This is a genomic window from Brevibacillus sp. SIMBA_040, from assembly GCF_046535075.1.
Taxonomy (GTDB): domain Bacteria; phylum Bacillota; class Bacilli; order Brevibacillales; family Brevibacillaceae; genus Brevibacillus.
In genome coordinates, this window is sequence record NZ_JAWRXI010000024.1 from 44,028 (window position 1) to 62,551 (window position 18,524).

At 47.8% G+C, this 18,524-nt stretch carries 16 protein-coding genes; 15 read left to right on the forward strand and 1 reads right to left on the reverse strand.

Annotation, left to right across the window (positions count from 1 at the left end; genetic code table 11):
• The first annotated feature begins 207 nt into the window (after positions 1–207).
• The 14 genes from hpf (at position 208) to SB752_RS28300 (ending at position 17,287) form a co-directional block, all read left to right on the forward strand.
• Positions 208–765, forward strand: a complete 558-nt coding sequence (gene hpf / locus SB752_RS28235) for a ribosome hibernation-promoting factor, HPF/YfiA family (protein WP_103108971.1) — start codon at positions 208–210, stop codon at positions 763–765.
• Positions 766–975: 210 nt separating this feature from the next.
• On the forward strand, positions 976–3,495 hold the full coding sequence (gene secA, locus SB752_RS28240; protein WP_410718788.1) for a preprotein translocase subunit SecA: 2,520 nt from the start codon (positions 976–978) through the stop codon (positions 3,493–3,495).
• A 270-nt stretch (positions 3,496–3,765) separates the two neighbouring features.
• Positions 3,766–4,224, forward strand: a complete 459-nt coding sequence (locus tag SB752_RS28245) for a hypothetical protein (protein WP_410718789.1) — start codon at positions 3,766–3,768, stop codon at positions 4,222–4,224.
• Between the two features lie 121 nt (positions 4,225–4,345).
• Positions 4,346–5,459, forward strand: a protein-coding gene (gene prfB / locus SB752_RS28250) for a peptide chain release factor 2 (RefSeq protein WP_410718790.1) whose coding sequence is annotated in 2 segments (ribosomal slippage) — positions 4,346–4,426 and positions 4,428–5,459 — 1,113 coding nt in all. Because the reading frame shifts where the segments join, the coding sequence is not laid out codon by codon here.
• 131 nt (positions 5,460–5,590) lie between these two features.
• Positions 5,591–5,860, forward strand: a complete 270-nt coding sequence (locus SB752_RS28255) for a YciI family protein (protein WP_103108975.1) — start codon at positions 5,591–5,593, stop codon at positions 5,858–5,860.
• 80 nt (positions 5,861–5,940) lie between these two features.
• Entirely contained in the window at positions 5,941–6,327 is a 387-nt protein-coding gene (locus SB752_RS28260) for a c-type cytochrome (RefSeq protein WP_410718791.1), read from the forward strand.
• A 148-nt stretch (positions 6,328–6,475) separates the two neighbouring features.
• Positions 6,476–7,516, forward strand: a complete 1,041-nt coding sequence (argC, locus tag SB752_RS28265; RefSeq protein ID WP_410718792.1) for an N-acetyl-gamma-glutamyl-phosphate reductase — start codon at positions 6,476–6,478, stop codon at positions 7,514–7,516.
• 14 nt (positions 7,517–7,530) lie between these two features.
• Complete coding sequence (gene argB / locus SB752_RS28270; RefSeq protein WP_410718793.1) at positions 7,531–8,331, forward strand: acetylglutamate kinase; 801 nt, start codon at positions 7,531–7,533, stop codon at positions 8,329–8,331.
• A gap of 14 nt (positions 8,332–8,345) precedes the next feature.
• Positions 8,346–9,527: an aspartate aminotransferase family protein gene (locus tag SB752_RS28275; protein ID WP_410718794.1), complete on the forward strand. Its 1,182-nt coding sequence runs from the start codon at positions 8,346–8,348 to the stop codon at positions 9,525–9,527.
• 200 nt (positions 9,528–9,727) lie between these two features.
• Positions 9,728–10,834, forward strand: coding sequence for a carbamoyl phosphate synthase small subunit (locus tag SB752_RS28280; protein ID WP_410718795.1), 1,107 nt, complete (start codon positions 9,728–9,730; stop codon positions 10,832–10,834).
• A complete protein-coding gene (gene carB, locus SB752_RS28285) occupies positions 10,827–14,069 on the forward strand; it encodes a carbamoyl-phosphate synthase (glutamine-hydrolyzing) large subunit (protein ID WP_410718796.1) in 3,243 nt (1,080 codons plus the stop codon). The genes SB752_RS28280 and carB overlap by 8 nt, the downstream gene beginning before the upstream one ends.
• Positions 14,014–14,985, forward strand: a complete 972-nt coding sequence (argF, locus tag SB752_RS28290) for an ornithine carbamoyltransferase (protein ID WP_410718797.1) — start codon at positions 14,014–14,016, stop codon at positions 14,983–14,985. Before carB ends, argF begins: the two co-directional genes overlap by 56 nt.
• 435 nt (positions 14,986–15,420) lie before the next feature.
• Positions 15,421–15,975, forward strand: a complete 555-nt coding sequence (locus tag SB752_RS28295; protein WP_410718798.1) for a DUF5317 domain-containing protein — start codon at positions 15,421–15,423, stop codon at positions 15,973–15,975.
• 67 nt (positions 15,976–16,042) lie between these two features.
• Positions 16,043–17,287: an HD-GYP domain-containing protein gene (locus SB752_RS28300; protein ID WP_410718799.1), complete on the forward strand. Its 1,245-nt coding sequence runs from the start codon at positions 16,043–16,045 to the stop codon at positions 17,285–17,287.
• 41 nt (positions 17,288–17,328) lie between these two features.
• On the opposite strand, the gene SB752_RS28305 is transcribed toward SB752_RS28300, so the two are convergent.
• Positions 17,329–17,868, reverse strand: a complete 540-nt coding sequence (locus SB752_RS28305) for a histidine phosphatase family protein (protein ID WP_410718800.1) — start codon at positions 17,866–17,868, stop codon at positions 17,329–17,331.
• A gap of 167 nt (positions 17,869–18,035) precedes the next feature.
• Between SB752_RS28305 and SB752_RS28310 the strand changes: the two genes are divergently transcribed.
• Positions 18,036–18,470, forward strand: coding sequence for a DUF4760 domain-containing protein (locus tag SB752_RS28310; protein ID WP_410718801.1), 435 nt, complete (start codon positions 18,036–18,038; stop codon positions 18,468–18,470).
• Positions 18,471–18,524: the final 54 nt, after the last annotated feature.

Consider the following 18,524-nt stretch of genomic DNA (forward strand, 5'->3'; position numbering starts at 1 on the left):
AGGATTCCTCCTGTGCGAATGGTGACATGCAATATATATTTGATTGACTATAGTCTATTATAGCATAGGGAAACTAGTAGGTATTGGTAATATTCTGTCGCTATTTGTTGGATTTTATAAAAATTGTAAAGATTTTTTGTAGAAGGGAAGGAGGATTATTTACAAAAGTGCCGAATATTTATATATAGACGGAAGGAGGTTGGAACCATGAAATTTAACATTCGTGGAGAAAACATTCAAGTCACCGCAGCACTTAGAGAGTATGTGGAAAAGAAAGTCGGCCGTCTCGAAAAATATTTTGAAACTGGGCAGCCAGCAGATGTACAAGTCACTATGCAGGTACATCGAGGAGAAGGCACGATTGAGGTCACTATCCAGCTTAACGGAGTGATTCTTCGCGCCGAAGAAACAAATGAGGACATGTATGCTGCCATTGATCTGGTAGCAGAAAAGCTCGAGCGTCAGATCCGCAAGCACAAAACAAAGCTGATGCGCAAGCTGCGAATCGATGCTACTAACAAGGTAGGGCAGCGTGAGAGTGCCCCCGTTGCTGTCATGATGGCAGACACGGATGAGGAAGATGTGGATATCAACATCGTCCGAACCAAACGTTTTGATCTCAAGCCGATGGATGCACAGGAAGCGGTTATGCAAATGGATATGCTAGGACATAGCTTCTTTGTCTTCCAAAACAGTGACACCAACGATGTAAGCGTCGTGTATCGCCGCAATGACGGTCGCTACGGATTAATTGAGCCCAAATAACGAAACTTTATAGCCTATCACTCGTATAAGACTAGGGAGTTGCTATTGGCAACTCCCTTTACTTGTGTATATGAGGCTTCTTTTGATAAAATAGCTTTTTAGAAAGTATTATTTTTTATTCGATAGCAATATCTCTTTAGGGATATGTGGAACCCTCTCTTACGGAGTAGTCATTATCTTTGTTTGGGAGCATATGGAAGGGGTGTCCTCATGTTAGGACTCGTTAAAAAGATATTTGGCGACAGTAACGAACGCGAAGTCAAAAAAATGTTTAAGCGCGTAGAAGCCATCAATGCGCTGGAAACTGGCATAGCGGCGCTTTCCGATGATCAGTTGCGGGAAAAAACGACCGAGTACAAAGCCCGCCTGGAAAAAGGGGAAGACCTGGACAAAATCCTGAATGAAGCGTTTGCCGTAGTACGCGAAGCATCTAAACGGGTTCTGGGCATGCGACATTTCGACGTACAGCTGATCGGCGGTATGGTTTTGCAAGAAGGCCGCATCTCTGAGATGAAAACCGGTGAGGGGAAAACGCTGGTGGCAACACTGGCAACCTACCTCAATGCTTTGCAAGGTAAAGGGGTTCACGTCGTTACGGTGAACGAATATTTGGCGGAGCGCGACTCGACGATCATGGGACAACTGTACAATTTCCTTGGTCTGACTGTCGGCTTGAACAAAAATGGCTTGAGCGCAGAAGAAAAACGCGAAGCATACGCTTGTGACATTACGTATGGTACAAACAATGAGTTTGGCTTCGACTATCTGCGTGACAATATGGTGCTTTATAAAGAACAAATGGTACAACGCCCGCTTTTCTACGCCATCATTGACGAGGTCGACAGTATCTTGATCGACGAAGCGCGTACGCCGTTGATCATTTCCGGATCGGCGAACAAATCCACGGAGCTGTACTACATTTGCTCTCATTTTGTGAAGCGTCTTGAACTGGAAAAAGACTTTACCATCGATGAAAAGCTCAAAATCGTCAACCTCACAGATGACGGAATTGGTAAAGTCGAGCAGGCTTTCAACATCGATAACCTGTACGATGCTGCGCATACAACACTGAACCATCACATCACTGCCGCTTTAAAAGCGCAGGTTCTGTTTAAGCTTGATGTGGATTACGTGGTGCAGGAAGGCGAGGTCGTCATCGTCGACGAGTTTACCGGTCGTCTGATGGTTGGACGCCGTTACAGCGATGGCTTACACCAAGCGATCGAGGCAAAAGAAGGTCTGCGCGTACAAAGCGAGAGCATGACGCTTGCTACCATTACGCTGCAAAACTACTTCCGTATGTACCAAAAGCTGTCCGGTATGACAGGTACAGCAAAGACAGAGGAAGAAGAATTTAAAAAGATTTACGGGCTTGATGTTGTGGTCATTCCAACCAATAAGCCTGTTGCTCGTCAGGATGCGCCTGACCTCGTGTTTAAAACGGAGGCAGCCAAGTATCGTGCGGTTGTGAATGATATCGTTGAACGCCATAAAAAAGGGCAGCCGATTCTGGTCGGTACGATTTCCATCGAAAACTCCGAGCGTCTGTCGCAAATGCTCAAGCAAAAAGGTGTGCCGCATAGTGTATTGAACGCCAAGCAGCATGAGCGCGAGGCGGAGATTGTCGCCCGTGCAGGTCAATACGGAGCCGTTACGATTGCTACAAACATGGCTGGTCGTGGTACGGATATTCAGTTGGGCGAAGGTGTTGCTGATCTGGGCGGCCTTCATATTATCGGTACAGAGCGCCATGAGAGCCGACGGATCGACAATCAGCTGCGTGGACGTGCCGGTCGTCAAGGGGACCCAGGTTCTTCGCAATTCTTCCTTTCGATGCAGGATGAGCTGATGCGCCGTTTCGGAGCAGACAACATCATGAACATGATGGATCGCTTGGGCATGGAAGAAGATATGCCAATCGAGAGCCGTCTGGTTACACGTGCTGTCGAATCTGCACAAAAACGTGTAGAGGGCTCCAACTTCGATGCACGTAAAGGCGTCCTCCAGTACGACGATGTGATGAACCAGCAGCGTTTGGTTATTTACAAGCAGCGTCGTGACATTCTGGAACAGGAAAACCTTAGCGAAGTGGCACTCGGCATGATCAACAGTGTGCTGGAGCGCAATCTAGCTGCTCATTGTCCAAAAGAAGAGGTGCCAGAGGATTGGGATCTGCAAGCATTGGCGGATGCAGCCAACCAATCGTTCCTGCATGAAGAAACAATTACTGTCAAAATGCTGAAAGGCAAAGAGGCAGAGGAAATCGAGCAGCTCCTGAAAGATGAAGTCATGAGACAATACAAACAGCGCGAGGAACAAATTGGCGAGATGATTCGCGAGTTTGAAAAAGTCGTCATTCTGCGTGCTGTCGACAGTAAATGGATGGATCACATTGATGCTATGGAGCAGCTGCGTCAAGGTATTCACTTGCGTGCTTACGCTCAAAACGATCCACTGCGCGAGTATCAGTTTGAAGGCTATGAAATGTATCAAGCGATGCTGGCTGCTGTACAAGAAGAAGTGGCTATGTACATCATGAAAGCAGAAGTCAGCCAAAACCTGGAGCGTCAGGATGTTATCCGAGGTCAAGGTATCGACCCGGAAGACCTGCAAACCTCTGGCCCATCCGATCGTCCTGATCCGGAAACCTCCGGTGATGCTGATCCGAAAAACCGCGCACAACGCCGTGCCCAAGAGCAGGAGCGTCGTCGTCAAAACAAGCGCCAGTAAACATCTATAACGCAGATTTTCATAAGCATTCCTCTCGTATCGTCGAATTCGGTACGGGAGGAATGTTTTTTTCTTGTGGATTCCTACTCCCTAGACAGCGTTCGTCCCAATCCCTTTCTCCTCGTCTGATTTGTTAGATCTATTTGTCTAACACTGGAAAAAGCTATCGAACGATTCAGGTGGAAATGTTTTGAAAAATCCATAGAATCATAGGTACAACACTTTTTACCAATTGCACTTAACAAATACACGGAGACGAGGGATAAAAAAATGAAAACGTCAGTCAACGTGATGGGCATACAAGCGCAAAACATGCTGGAGTGTATCGCGGCTACTTTAAAAGCCGTTTTGAGAAAAGGAAAAGAGAATAAAAATATACAAGTAATCAGTGAAGAGGCAGGCGAAGAGCAATCAGGTGTATTTACTGCACAAGACGCTGTCTTTTATGAGGAGCGACTGATGCAGGAAATTCCGGAGCCAAATTGGACGACTGGAGTAATCGCACATCCCAAGCTGCTGGCAGAGCAAGCAATCCGATCTGCTAATCAAAAAGCTCAACAGCCGCCAACAAGACGAGCGCGAGTGACGCGACCGATTCGTCAGAGAAACCCGAAGACGAATCAGACAAAAACGATGCTATTCACGTTTCCGCAGGTGGAAAGCAAACAACCACGTGACATCCGCTACGTGAAAAACTCGTTATCCCCACCAAGGGAAACAGTGACGTAAACGAGCCAGCATCATATGGAGCGAGCCTCTTCTCGCAGCGTGTACTTACGTCAGGTTGCGCATCTGGCAAATTACGTTACAATAAAACGTAAGCTTACGTAAAGAGAAGGTGATTCGCAGCATGGCATTAATCGATATTGCGGACATCAAACAAGAGATGTCCAGTATGGCTAAACGTTTAGCAGATATCAGGGGGTCTCTTTGACCTCCCTGTAAAAGAGGAGAGGATCGGAGAACTGGAGGAGCGTATGCTCGCTCCCGACTTTTGGGATGACAACGATGCAGCCCAGAAAACGATCAGTGAGCTGAATGTAATCAGAAACCTCGTCGATACGATGGGGAAGCTCGATTCGCAATATGAAGATCTTCAGCTCATGCTGGAGTTAGTCATTGAAGAAGGCGATAGCTCTCTTATTCAGGATTTGTACGACAGCACCCAGGACCTGAAAAAATCGTTTGAAAGCTTTGAGCTGGAGCTGCTATTGAGCGATCAATACGACAAAAATAATGCGATCCTGGAGCTACATCCGGGTGCAGGGGGAACCGAGTCTCAGGATTGGGCGTCCATGCTTTTGCGTATGTATACACGCTGGGGCGATGCCAAAGGCTTCAAAGTGGAGACTTTGGATTATTTACCTGGGGACGAAGCGGGCGTAAAAAGCGTGACGCTGTTGATCAAGGGGTATAATGCCTATGGCTACCTTAAAACAGAAAAAGGGGTTCATCGACTTGTTCGGATTTCTCCGTTCGATGCTTCTGGACGTCGTCATACCTCCTTTGTTTCCTGCAACGTCCTGCCGGAAATTGAGGATGATACGGCGGTAGATATTCGTTCGGAGGACCTCAAAATTGACACCTATCGCTCCAGTGGAGCGGGTGGTCAGCATATCAACACGACAGACTCCGCAGTCCGGATTACGCACTTGCCTTCGGGTATTGTAGTGACCTGCCAAACAGAGCGCTCGCAGATCAAAAATAGGGAGCGAGCTATGAAAATGCTGACAGCGCGACTGTTTGAGCGCAAACGGGAGGAGCAGGAAAAGACGCTGGCGGCGATCCAAGGCGAGCAAAAAGACATCGCATGGGGAAGTCAGATTCGCTCGTATGTCTTCCACCCGTACAGCCTAGTGAAGGACCATCGGACGAATGTCGAGGTGGGGAACGTTCAGGCAGTTATGGACGGGGAGATCGACACCTTTATCGATGCCTACCTGCGTGCACAAATTAATCGGTAATATCCATCGAGAAAAAGCTTGAAGACGGCATGAATTTCATGCCGTTTTTTTGTCTGCAATTCGTTGAAAAGATGCACTGAGAAAATGTGATATACTTCATTCAAACAAGCTACTTAAAAGGAGAGGGACGCATGCTTTACGCTGCATTTTTGACGATTATTGATCAGGAATTAAATGCAAAGGTAAGACCAGCTCACTTGGAGTATGTAAACGATCTGTACAAGCAAGGAATCGTATTTATGGCAGGTCCATTCACTGATAAACAGGGAGGTCTTGTTATTTACAAGGCGGAATCACTGGAGGAAGCCCGTAAATTGGCAGAAGCCGACCCAGTAATAGTCGAGGGAGCACGTACATTGGAGCTGCGTGAGTGGAGCCCACTTGAATTTCCCTTGAACTAATTTCCATTTTGCACAGGAATGATAATCCTGCACAGGAGGCATACTTAGCTAAGAAATATCCGAAAAAGGAGGGAACAGCCATGAAACGTTTTCCTTTTGCAATAATGGCGGCTGTGCTCGTGTTCTCGCTAAGTGCCTGTGGAGGCGGAAATACCGCTCAACCACCAGCTAACAAGCCTTCGACTGAAACACCTTCTACACCTTCTACAGAAACGCCATCGACTACTGCTCCATCTGGCAGCTATGACACGGCAACTGCAGAAGCGCTATTCAAAAACACTTGTGCAGCCTGTCACGGTCAAACGCTGGAGGGCGCAGTTGGCCCAAATCTCCAAAAGATTGGCGGCCAGTTGAACAAGGATCAAATCCTGGAAGTATTGAATAAAGGAAAGGGTGCTATGCCACCTGGACTGGTAAAAGGTGCTGACGCTGAAACATTGGCAGCGTGGCTGGCGGATAAAAAATAAGCAAGATACACAGGAGCGCTCGAGTATATCGGGCGCTTTTTTGTGTGATCAAATTGTCATGACGAAAATTTTAAAGGTTGTATTCTGTATGAATTTTTATTATTATTCATGTATAAAAATACAGAACGATGGAAAAGGAGAGAGGAGCATGGTTCGGGTCGGAATCGTTGGTGCTACAGGCTATGGTGGTGCAGAGTTAATCCGTTTCTTGGCAGGACATCCACACGCGCAAATTGCGAATTTATATTCAAGCTCATCTGAGGGTGAGGCATTGGAAAAAACGTTTCCGCATGTAACAGGATTGGGACTGCCGCTGCTTACTGCGATTAACCCGGTCAAGATGGGCGCAGACAATGATGTCATTTTTTTGGCTACTCCGGCTGGTGTAAGTGCTGAATTAACACCACAACTGATGGAGCAAGGAGTCAAGGTGATTGATTTGTCCGGTGATTTCCGTTTGGAGAGCGGTGAAGCGTATAAAACGTGGTACAAGCGCGAGCCAGCCCCAGCGGAATGGGTACAAAAAACAGTCTATGGTCTGACGGAATGGAATTATGAAGAAGTAGCTGGCGCCCAGCTTGTAGCCAATCCTGGATGCTATCCTACGGCGGCATTGCTTGCCACGCTCCCACTGACGAAAAGCGGATGGGTACAGCCGAACAGCTGGATCATCGATGCGAAGTCAGGTGTTTCAGGTGCAGGACGCGGAGTATCTCTCGGTGTACATTACAGTGAGATCAACGAAAGCATCCATGCCTACAAAGTATCGAAGCATCAGCATACACCAGAAATCGAGCAAGAGCTGTCTCGCCAAAGTGGCCAAGCGGCAATCGTGCAGTTTACACCGCATCTCGTTCCGATGACGAGAGGTATTCTAGTGACGGCATACGGACAATTAACAGCGGATGTGACGGCTGAGCAAATCCAAGAGCTGTATACATCCACGTATGCTGATAAACCGTTTGTCCGCATTCGCCCTGCCGGAAGTCACCCTCATACAAAAGAGGTGTATGGTTCCAACTATTGTGACATTGCCGTTCATGTAGATGCGCGTACAGGTCGTGTGATTCTCTTGTCCGTGATCGACAACGTTGTAAAAGGCGCTGCAGGTCAAGCGATCCAAAATATGAACGTCATGTTCCAATTGCCTGAAAAAGCTGGTTTGCCGCTCGTGCCGGCATTTCCGTAAGAGGGGGAGTACGGATGCAAGGAATCGTCGTGATCAAATGTGGCGGCAGCACTATGGATCAGCTGCCACATGAGTTTTTTGGGGCCATAGCGAAGCTGCAAGACGAAGGCAAACAGCTCGTGATCGTACATGGTGGCGGTCCTGCGATCAATAGTATGCTCGATCAGGTCAAGATCACACCCGAATTCGTGAATGGGCTGCGTGTTACTTGTGAAGATACATTGAGGGTCGTCGAAATGGTACTATGCGGCAGTATCAACAAAGCATTGGTACGTCGCTTGACACAAGCGGGGGCAAAGGCGTGGGGCGTTAGCGGAATTGACGGCCAAACTCTGCTGGCAGAAAAAACAGCAAAGCCGCTGGGATGGGTAGGCGAAATTACGAAAGCAGATACGACCATTCCAAAAGCGATTCTGGAGCAGGGCTTTGTGCCAGTCATCGCTCCACTGGCTGTCAGCGCAGATGCAACTCAGACGTATAACATCAATGCAGATGTCGCTGCTGGTGCGATTGCTGCCGCACTGTCTGCCGAAAAGCTGATTATGGTGACAGACGTCCCTGGGATCATGCGACCGCAAGCAGACGGTACGAAGGCGATTGTGGAACAGACAAGTGCTGGCGAGATCAAAGAGATGATTGCAGCTGAGATTATTACAGGCGGAATGATTCCGAAGGTTCAAGCGGCATTGGATGCCTTGAACCAAGGCGTTCAGCAAGTCGTGATTTGCCGGGGCAATGCAAGCGATCTCGTAGCTGTATGCAACGGAGAAGCGGTCGGTACAACTGTAAAAATGAATGTAAAGCAAGCCTTATAAGGAGGGAAAGAAAGATGAGCACAGTAACAGCTCCTATGCACCTCATGAATAACTATGCAAGATGGCCCATCAGCTTGGTAAAAGGGCAAGGCAACCAGGTATGGGATGATACCGGAAAGCAGTATTTGGACTTTACGTCGGGTATCGCGGTTACTTCTCTGGGGCATGTTCCTCCGAAAGTAACGGCAAAGCTTCACGAGCAGCTGGATACACTGTGGCATTGCTCCAACCTGGTGCACGTTCCACAGCAGGGCGTTCTAGCAGAAAAACTGTGCCGTTTATCCGGTCTGGACCAAGCCTTTTTCTGCAACAGCGGAGCAGAGGCAAACGAGGGCTTAATTAAACTGGCACGCAGATACGCGCAAAAAGTGAAGGGAAATGACCGCTATGAAATCATTACCTTTGAACAATCATTCCACGGACGTACGCTGGCTACATTGACAGCAACCGGACAAGACAAGGTAAAGGATGGCTTCGCTCCATTGCCACAAGGCTTTGTGACTGTTCCTTACAATGATTTGGGAGCTGTCCAGGCAGCAATCACAGATAAGACATGCGCGATCATGCTGGAATTGGTTCAAGGGGAAGGCGGAGTACATCCTGCTGATGAAGCATGGGTAAAAGCACTGCGCGAATTATGCGATACACATGGTCTACTGCTGCTTGTCGATGAGATTCAAACGGGAATTGGTCGTACCGGCACCTGGTTTGCTTTCCAGCAATACGGCGTGAAGCCAGATGCGATTTCGCTGGCAAAAGGCTTGGGGAGCGGCTTCCCGATCGGAGCAGTCGTAGCAACCAAGGAAGTGGCAGAAGCATTCGCACCAGGTACGCATGGAACGACCTTTGGTGGAAATCCACTCGCTGCAACAGCAGGAATCGCTACCCTGGAAACGATGGAAGAAGAGAATATTCTCGATACAGTCGCTCATATTCATTCACTCCTGATGAAGGAGCTGGAGAAGCTTAAAGCAGAGCACCCTGACAAGGTTTCCACCATTCGCGGGAAAGGCTTGCTCCTCGGAGTAGAGCTGACGATTCCAGCTGCGGATGCTGTGACGTATGCACGTGAAAAAGGTGTTATTCTACTCATGGCTGGACCTCAGGTAGTAAGACTCCTGCCTTCCTTTGTAACGACAGAGGAGGAAGTGAAGCACGCCATAGCTGTACTCTGCGAAGCGTTGTCTTTGCAATAATGTAATAATTGTACGCATTGGAAAAATGCAACGAGTGGATCTGTTCAAAAAACTCGTTGCATTTTTATAATATTGAATGTATATTAATACACAGAGTTGCATAGATTTGCATTAAGAAACGCAAATATGTGAATTGATTATTCACATGTCGTCGCCATATATCTATGTTTTTTGCCCATTGGAGAGGAGTGGCTTCATAGATGAATAGAGAAAAGAACGCATTTGGAACAGGATATCTTACGCTGGAGTCCGGCGAGATTTTTACAGGAACATTGTACGGAGCTCCGGTGAATGGCTTTGGAGAAGTCGTTTTTACAACCGGTATGACTGGTTATCAGGAAGTAATGTCTGACCCATCCTTTGCAGGTCAGGTCGTGACATTCACATATCCCTTGATTGGGAACTACGGAATCAACCCAAAAGATTATGAGGCACAAAAGCCAGCTTTAACCGGAATGATCGTCAGCGAGCTGTGCATGGAACCGAGTCACTATGAATCTACGAAAACCTTGGCAGAGGCAGCCGAGGAATTTGGCTTTCCTATCTTGGCTGGCATTGATACACGCACCATTACAAAGCGTGTTCGTCAAAATGGTCCCTTATTTGGGGTTATTTCCGACCAGCCTATGCAAGCCGAGGAAGTTGTGTCACTGCGTAACAAGCATGCGAAAAAGTCGCTGGTCGCGGAGGTATCGAGTCAGAGAATCGAGCGTCATCCGGGAACAGGTGAACACGTTGTCCTGGTCGATCTGGGAATGAAGCATTCCATCGTGGATGCGCTGCTGGCATTGGGATGCCGTGTCACAGTGGTTCCTTTCGATACGACTATCGAACAAATTAAGTCGCTTTCACCGGACGGGCTGATGTTCTCCAATGGTCCTGGTGATCCAGAGCATTTGCTTGCTTATTGCAGTGAGTGGCGCAAAGCGGTTGAACAATATCCTACGCTCGGTATTTGCCTTGGGCATCAAGTGCTTGCTCTGATGTACGGAGGAAAAACGGAAAAACTGGCTTATGGTCACCGCGGTGGAAATCATCCTGTCAAAGATCTGGAGACAGGCAAAGTATACATGACCTCGCAAAATCACGGATATGTAGTGAAAGAGGAGTCGCTGAAACAATCCGAGCTGACTGTGTCCTACAGAAACGTTAACGATGGCTCAGTAGAAGGGCTTACCCACAAGAGCTTGCCTGTTTTCAGTGTGCAGTATCATCCGGAAGCACATCCCGGACCGAGCGACACTTCCCACATTTTTCACCAATTTATCCAGTCTATGCGTGAAGTAGGAGCGAAAACATATGCCTAAATTGCCACACATCCATAAAGTATTGGTTATCGGTTCGGGGCCGATCGTCATTGGCCAGGCCGCAGAATTTGACTACGCAGGTGCACAGGCTTGCCTTTCTTTGAAGGAAGCGGGCGTACAGGTGGTACTGGTGAACAACAACCCGGCTACGATCATGACAGATGAGCAGGTAGCGGACAAAGTTTACTTGGAGCCCCTCACAGTGGAGTCCGTGACAGCGATTATTGCAAAAGAGCGCCCAGATGGTCTCCTACCGACACTGGGCGGTCAAACAGGACTGAATCTTGCTGTTTCCTTGGCTGAAGCAGGTGTCTTGGAAAAATACAATGTTCAACTGTTGGGTACACCGCTTGAAGCCATTCAGAACGGGGAAGACCGTGAGCTGTTTAAACAATTGATGCAACAAATTGGAGAACCAGTACCTGAGAGTGACACGGTGGAATCTGTTGAAGCTGCGATTGCATTTGCCAATTCGATTGGTTATCCGGTCATCGTGCGTCCGGCGTATACGCTGGGTGGTGCTGGAGGCGGGATTGCTGGGGATGAAGCAGCCCTGAGGAAAGTAGCAGCTGGCGGAATCGCAGCAAGCCCAATCGGTCAAGTATTGATCGAGCGCAGCGTCAAAGGCTGGAAGGAAATCGAGTACGAGGTCATGCGTGACGCCAATGATACATGCATCATCGTGTGTAACATGGAAAATCTCGATCCGGTAGGCATTCATACTGGAGACAGTATCGTCGTTGCGCCATCCCAAACGCTAACCGACCGTCAATATCAAATGCTGCGCAGCGTATCGACAAAGGTGATTCGTTCGCTGGGAGTAGTGGGAGGCTGCAATATTCAGTTTGCCCTCGACCCATTGTCCGATCGCTACGTTTTGATTGAGGTAAACCCGCGGGTTAGCCGTTCCAGTGCGCTGGCTTCCAAAGCTACCGGCTATCCGATCGCCCGTATTGCTGCAAAGCTGGCTCTGGGCTATGGATTAGACGAAGTACTAAACCCGATTACAGGTTATACGTACGCAAGCTTTGAGCCTGCCCTTGATTATATCGTGGTAAAAATTCCACGCTTCCCATTCGATAAGTTCCCACTCGCAGATCGCAAGCTGGGCACGCAAATGAAAGCGACTGGCGAGGTTATGTCCATTGCACGCAATCTGGAAGCGGGACTTCTAAAAGCTGTCCGCTCCCTGGAGCAAGGCTGCACACATCTGTCTCGTCCAGAGCTTGCGGATTGGACACGTGAAGAGCTTACGCATGCTTTGCAAGATGCGACAGATATTCGTTTGTTTGTGTTCGCCGAAGCGATCCGCAGGGGCTTCACAGAACAGGAACTGCACAGCCTGACTGGCGTCGATCCGTTCTTCCTGCGCAGCTTGCGTAAAATCGTTGATCTGGAAGTCGAGCTGGCCCAAAACACGGCGGAGGGGCTATCACCTGAACTGCTGCTGGAAGCAAAAAAACGAGGCTTCGCCGATGAAACGATTGCTTCCTTAATCGGCAGCACTCCAGCCAAGGTCAAGGAATTGCGTCAGCAGGCAGGAGTCACACCTACTTATAAAATCGTAGATACATGCGCCGCAGAGTTTGATGCGCAAACACCATATTACTACTCGGATTGGCAGGGCGTAGATGAAGTAGAGTCATTAGCGGGACGCAAGGTGCTCGTGCTTGGCTCCGGTCCTATCCGCATCGGACAAGGGATTGAATTTGACTACTGCTCCGTGCATGCGGCGAAATCACTGCAAGCGAGTGGAATTGCCGCTGTCGTGGTGAATAACAACCCGGAAACAGTCAGTACCGACTATGAAACAGCAGACCACTTGTATTTTGAGCCACTTCACGTGGAGGATGTGCTGCATATCGCCGAGCGTGAGCAGGTAGAGGGAGTCATGGTGCAATTCGGTGGTCAAACCGCAATCAACCTCGCTGCGAAGCTGGAGAGTGCAGGCCTAAAAGTAATGGGTACTTCACTTTCCGCGATTGAACGGGCTGAGGATCGAGAGTTGTTCTATGACATGCTGCGCAAGCTCGACATCCCGCACATCCCGGGTAAAGGAGTCTCCTCTCTGGAGGATGCTACTGCGATTGCAGAAGAGATCGGCTTTCCTGTTCTGATGCGCCCATCTTACGTAATCGGCGGTCAAGGCATGATGGTCGTGCACAATATCGAGGAGCTTTCTGCAACCATCAACGATTGGCTGAATCATCCGGAGAGCAGCTCATTTTTCCCGCTCTTGGTCGACAAATACGTACCAGGTGGAGAAGCGGAAGTCGATGCTGTCTGCGATGGAGAGTCAGTCATTATCCCAGGTATTTTCCAGCATGTAGAGAAAGCGGGAATTCACTCTGGCGATAGCGTGGCGTTGTTCCCGGCACCAAAATTAGCCGAAGAAATCAAGCAAAAGATCGCCAGCTATACCGAAGCGATTGCTCATGAAATGGGAGCTGTCGGTCTTATCAATATTCAGTTTGTGATTAGTGGTAATACCGTGTATGTACTGGAAGTAAACCCGCGTGCTTCGCGTACCGTGCCAATCACAAGCAAAGTAACAGGGATTCCGATGGTTCAGCTGGCAGTACGGTGCCAATTGGGAGAAAAGCTTTCCGCAATGGGTTATGGTACAGGACTTTTGCCTGACATTCCGTTTTCTGTAGTAAAAGCACCAGTATTTTCGACTGTGAAGCTGAATGGTGTCGATCCGGTACTCGGACCAGAGATGAAATCAACCGGTGAAGTGCTTGGCTTGGGAAGATCGTTTGAAGAGGCGGCAGGCAAGGCATTCGCCTTCAAGGATAACCTCTACGGGGATTGGCAAAAGGGTGATCTGGTCATTTTGTCTCTCGCAGATGGCGACAAACAAGATGAGTTGTCCCAGACCATTGCACAACTGCAAAACGACGGAGCCACTCTGGCAGCAACCCCAGGTACAGCTGACTGGCTGAAAAACAACGGAGTCGTAGTTAATCATGCGATTACGGATGAGCAAGGATTTATTGAGCTTTTGCAAAAAGACAAGGCTGCCTTTGCCTTAGTCACTGCAACAAAAGGAAATCGCCCGGGACGTACCGGCTTTGCCTTGCGCAGTCGGATGGTCCAGCAGGGAGTTCAGCAATTTTTTGCCGTCGATACATTCGATTTGTACGTGAAGTCCATTATGAAGAAAAGAGGTGGCTCGCATGCAGCCTGTGAAGATATTGGAACACTTTCAAAACTTACCGCTCAGCAAGCATAAAGGAAAAGATTTTCTGCGTGTCGATGAATTCAATGGGGAAGAACTGATGGAGCTGCTTCATCTGGCGGCACATATCAAGCAATTGCAAAAGCTGGGTCAACCGTTCCAGCCTTTGCTTGGCAAGACGCTTGGCATGATCTTCGACAAGGCTTCTACCCGTACTCGTGTTTCTTTCGAGGTAGGGATGCACCAGCTCGGTGGTTTAGGGATGTTTATGAGCGGAAAAGAACTGCAGCTCGGACGCGGTGAGCCGATCAGTGACACAGCCAAGGTTCTTTCCCGTTATGTAGATGCGATCATGATTCGCACGTTCTCTCACTCATATGTGGAGGAACTCGCTAAGCACGCATCGATCCCGATCATTAATGGTTTGACCGATTTGTATCATCCGTGCCAGGCTATGGCTGACATGCTGACGATCTGGGAGCACAAAGGCAGACTCAAAGGCGTCAAGCTGGCGTATGTAGGCGATGGAAACAATGTGGCGAACTCCCTCGTGCTGGCAGCCGTTTTGCTGGGAATGGATGTACGTGTAGCTACGCCAGCTGGTTATGAAATGGATGCTGCGATTTTCGCCACAGCAAGTGAGTACGCGAAAAAGAGCGGCGGAAGCATGATGGCAACAACCGATCCGATCGAATCCGTGGCAGGCGCAGATGCTGTTTATACAGATGTTTGGACCAGCATGGGCTTTGAAGCAGAAAACGAAATTCGTTTGAAAGCTTTTGCCGAATATCAAGTAAATGAAAAGCTGGTAAGTCATGCAGATAGCGACTACCTCTTCCTGCACTGCCTGCCAGCTCATCGCGGCGAAGAAGTGACCGCAGGCGTAATCGATGGCTCGCGCTCCGTCATTTTTGATCAAGCGGAAAACCGTCTTCACGCGCAAAAAGCGATTCTGGCCGCGTTGGTGTGAACATAGTTCTAGTTATTTAGGACTACTTCGAATTAAATCGAATAGACTATGAAACTATGATTGCCGAATTTTGTCACTTATGTGTAAAATATAGGTATGAAAGTCGCAAAGAAGTACGGACTTTATTTGGTCGCTTGGTCCGTATGGAGCCAGTAGCGAATCCGCCCTTTTTCGTAATGGAGAAAGGAAAGAAGAACAGAGGCTGTATCTGGTCGCTTGGCCTCTGTTTCTAGGAAAGTAGCGAAGCCAGCTTTCTCCACTATAAATAAAGGAGGGGAAATAAATTATGAAAAAATGGGTTGCAGCAATTATGATGGTGGCAGCGATCGTAGCCGCTACGTCAGCAAACTGGACTTCTTGGTAAAAATATAAGTGGTATTGCGGAAAAACACCGCTTTTTAGTGGTGTTTTTTCACTATTATTGGGAGGGCTTGTATGACCGACGTAGTAGTTTTGTCGTTTGCCATAGCCTTAATCCGAAGAGGCAAGATTAGTAGTTTCCCGAAGTTCTATTTCATATGGGCCCTGATTGTCAGTGTCGCCTTGCAGTTCTGTTCACAGCTCATTCCAACCTGGTCGGGCATTTTTGTTTGCTTGTCCTACTTGTTTGTCCTCGTTTTTTTCATCAGCAACCGTCAGCATGAGGATATGCGAATTTTTATGATTGGCTGGCTGTTAAACGCACTTGTTATCTGGGCAAATGCTGGAAAGATGCCGGTTGATCTAGAACAGGCGAGTAAACTGTCGTATCCGATCGACGCGTTAATTAATGGTACCGATTTCAAACATATTGCCCTTACTGCAGATACAAAACTATCTTTTCTGGCAGACATCATTTACAAGCCGTTTATCATTCCTCGTGTAATTAGTATCGGTGATATATTTATTATGCTGGGAACCTTCTTATTGGTGCAGCGCCTGCTGAATAAACCTATATCTCTAATAAGGCTGAGAGAAGGAAAAAACTATGCGGTTAAACATTCAAAGTGATCAGATATTCAAACAGTTAATTATATATCTATGTTTTCCCGCACTCGTTTTTTTCGTGGTTTTTTTAGTGCTGCCTCAGTGGGAAGTAAAGAATAACATACCAGTTTTGGTTTCTTTTACCCTCCTAACAATCGTTTGTTCGTTTACGCCGTTCAAGACACCGAATGCAACGCTGACGTTGAATAATGCAGTAATCTTGTCAGGATTAATCCTTTGGGGCAGCTGGATTGCGATCTGGTCCTGTTTACTGGAGGCTCTGATCCTTGGCGTATTGTTCCGTTCATCGGTAACGAGGGCACTTGCAAATGCAGGTCAAATGCTTTCTACTGTATTGATCGTAGGCTGGATTCAATCCAGTCTTGGCGGTTATCAAATACCGTGGCCCATTTCGGATCTTTTTATTGTTGTTACATATTTTATTGTGAACACACTGCTTTGCGCGGTTTTGGTTTCTTATTACGGAAAAGTATCGTTGGTAAATGCCCTATCGAATATGCTTAAAAACGGCTCCGCTACGTATATCATGCTGCTAGTGGTTGGTGGACTTGGGGCTAGACTTGTAGATGCTTACGGGATCTTATCTTTGATCCCACTGGCAGCTATCTTTCTCATCATTAGTGTTGTGTTGCGTCAATATTATGAGAGCATGCACAAATTGGCGCAAAATATGGAAGAGGTCAAAACCTTTAATCACAAATTCCTGACCGCGATGGCCGCATCAATCGACGCCCGAGATCGCTATACAAGCGGCCATTCTCAGCGGGTAGCTCATTGGGGTAGGGAGATAGCCAAGGAAATTAGGTTGCCAGCTGATAAAGTAGAAGAGATTTACGTTGGTGGAATCTTGCACGACATCGGTAAGATCGGTATTGAAGATGAGATTCTCAATAAAAAAGGAAAATTAACACCAGAGGAATACGACAAGATCAAGCAGCATACGGTGATTGGATACGAGATCATATTACAGGCAGGCATGTTTAATGAGTTACTTCCGGCGATTCGCTCCCACCATGAACGAATAGACGGACGGGGATATCCCGATGGCCTTGTTGGCGATGAGATTCCGCAGATGGCAAAAATCCTGGCAATCTCAGATGCATTCGATGCCATGGTGGCGGACAGGCCGTATCGGAAAGGCTTACCTGTAGAAGAAGCTTTGCAGGAAATCCGACGCGGGTCGGGAACCCAGTTTGATCCAATATTAGCAGGTCATTTTATCGAGCTTGTGGAGAGACTGCCGCGAGGGGAATTAGAAAGTATTATTGGACAGGAAACGAACCCTAAAAAACAGCTGCAGGAGGCGACCCACTAAAGGTGCCCCTTGTAACTGTTTTTATTTGCTTATGTGACATGTTAACCCCAGATTCGTTTGATATGACGCTCCGTATCGGTGCAGGTCAAAAAAAAGACATCGGGATTACTCATCTGCTGCCACTCAGAAAACCCAAATCGATCATCAACGGATTTCAAGAGCAGACTGAGCAAGCCCCCATGCGAAACAATGACAATATGCTGGTCCTCAGTTATAAGAAGCTCGTCTACTACTTTGCTTGCTCGCTGCATAGCAGTTAAGCTGGACTCTCCGCCCTCGTAGCAGAGGGAGAGATCTTGGAAAGTATCTCGCAGACGATCTAACCAATCGTCCATGTGCTGCGAAGATAATACACGCTCCTCCAGGCGTTGATCGAGTTCAATAGGGATGCTTCGTTTGGTAGCTACAGGCTGTATCGTGGCGATCGCCCGATGAAAAGGACTGGAAACGATCCGGTCAATCGGCATATCTTCAAAGAATGAAACCAATTGCTCGGCTTGCTGGATGCCGGTTTCTGTCAGTTGAGCTGCTGCTTCCTGGCCAGTAGCCTGACAATGCCGGACTAAATAAATTTGCTTCATGAAAGCCTCCTGCTCCTTATTTTTAGAAGACAATAATAGGAAGTCGTCTTTATACATAATTTATCATCATTTTGTTTTGGAAAAGTGGTCTGTGTTCGCTTGAAACCGTGGTGAAAACGATCCATACTACTCGTACATTCCATTTTTTTGAAGAGGTGTAAAAAGAGATGGTCCCTACCTATCAAGATGCAGAAATGATCCTAAAATTGTATGAGCAGTTTGAATCTGAGCGACTGCGTGCCGCCAAAGCATGGTTTGGCAGAGAGCTTTCATCTGAAACGATCAATTCCGAAGCATTTGGGACGCGTTTCCCAAAAGGCAGTGAAGGCTTTACGCATTTTGTAGCCCTGTATGGGTTCTTCGAGATGGTGGGTGTATTGCATAAAAACGGTCTTATACATCCAGATTTGCTGTTTGATATGTGGTTCATCAACGGCTTTTATCAAAAGATGTATCCGATCATTGCAGATTGGCGAGCACAGGGCGATATTCACATTGCAGAGAATTTCGAGCGCTTGGCTATAGCTGAGCTGGACTGGATTCGCAGGCATAAAGGCGCGGAGTACGTACCGCAAGTAGATTATGCAGGTCATCACTCATAAAACGAACAGTAGCCGGACAAGACGAGGATCTTGTTCGGCTTTTTTCTGTATTTG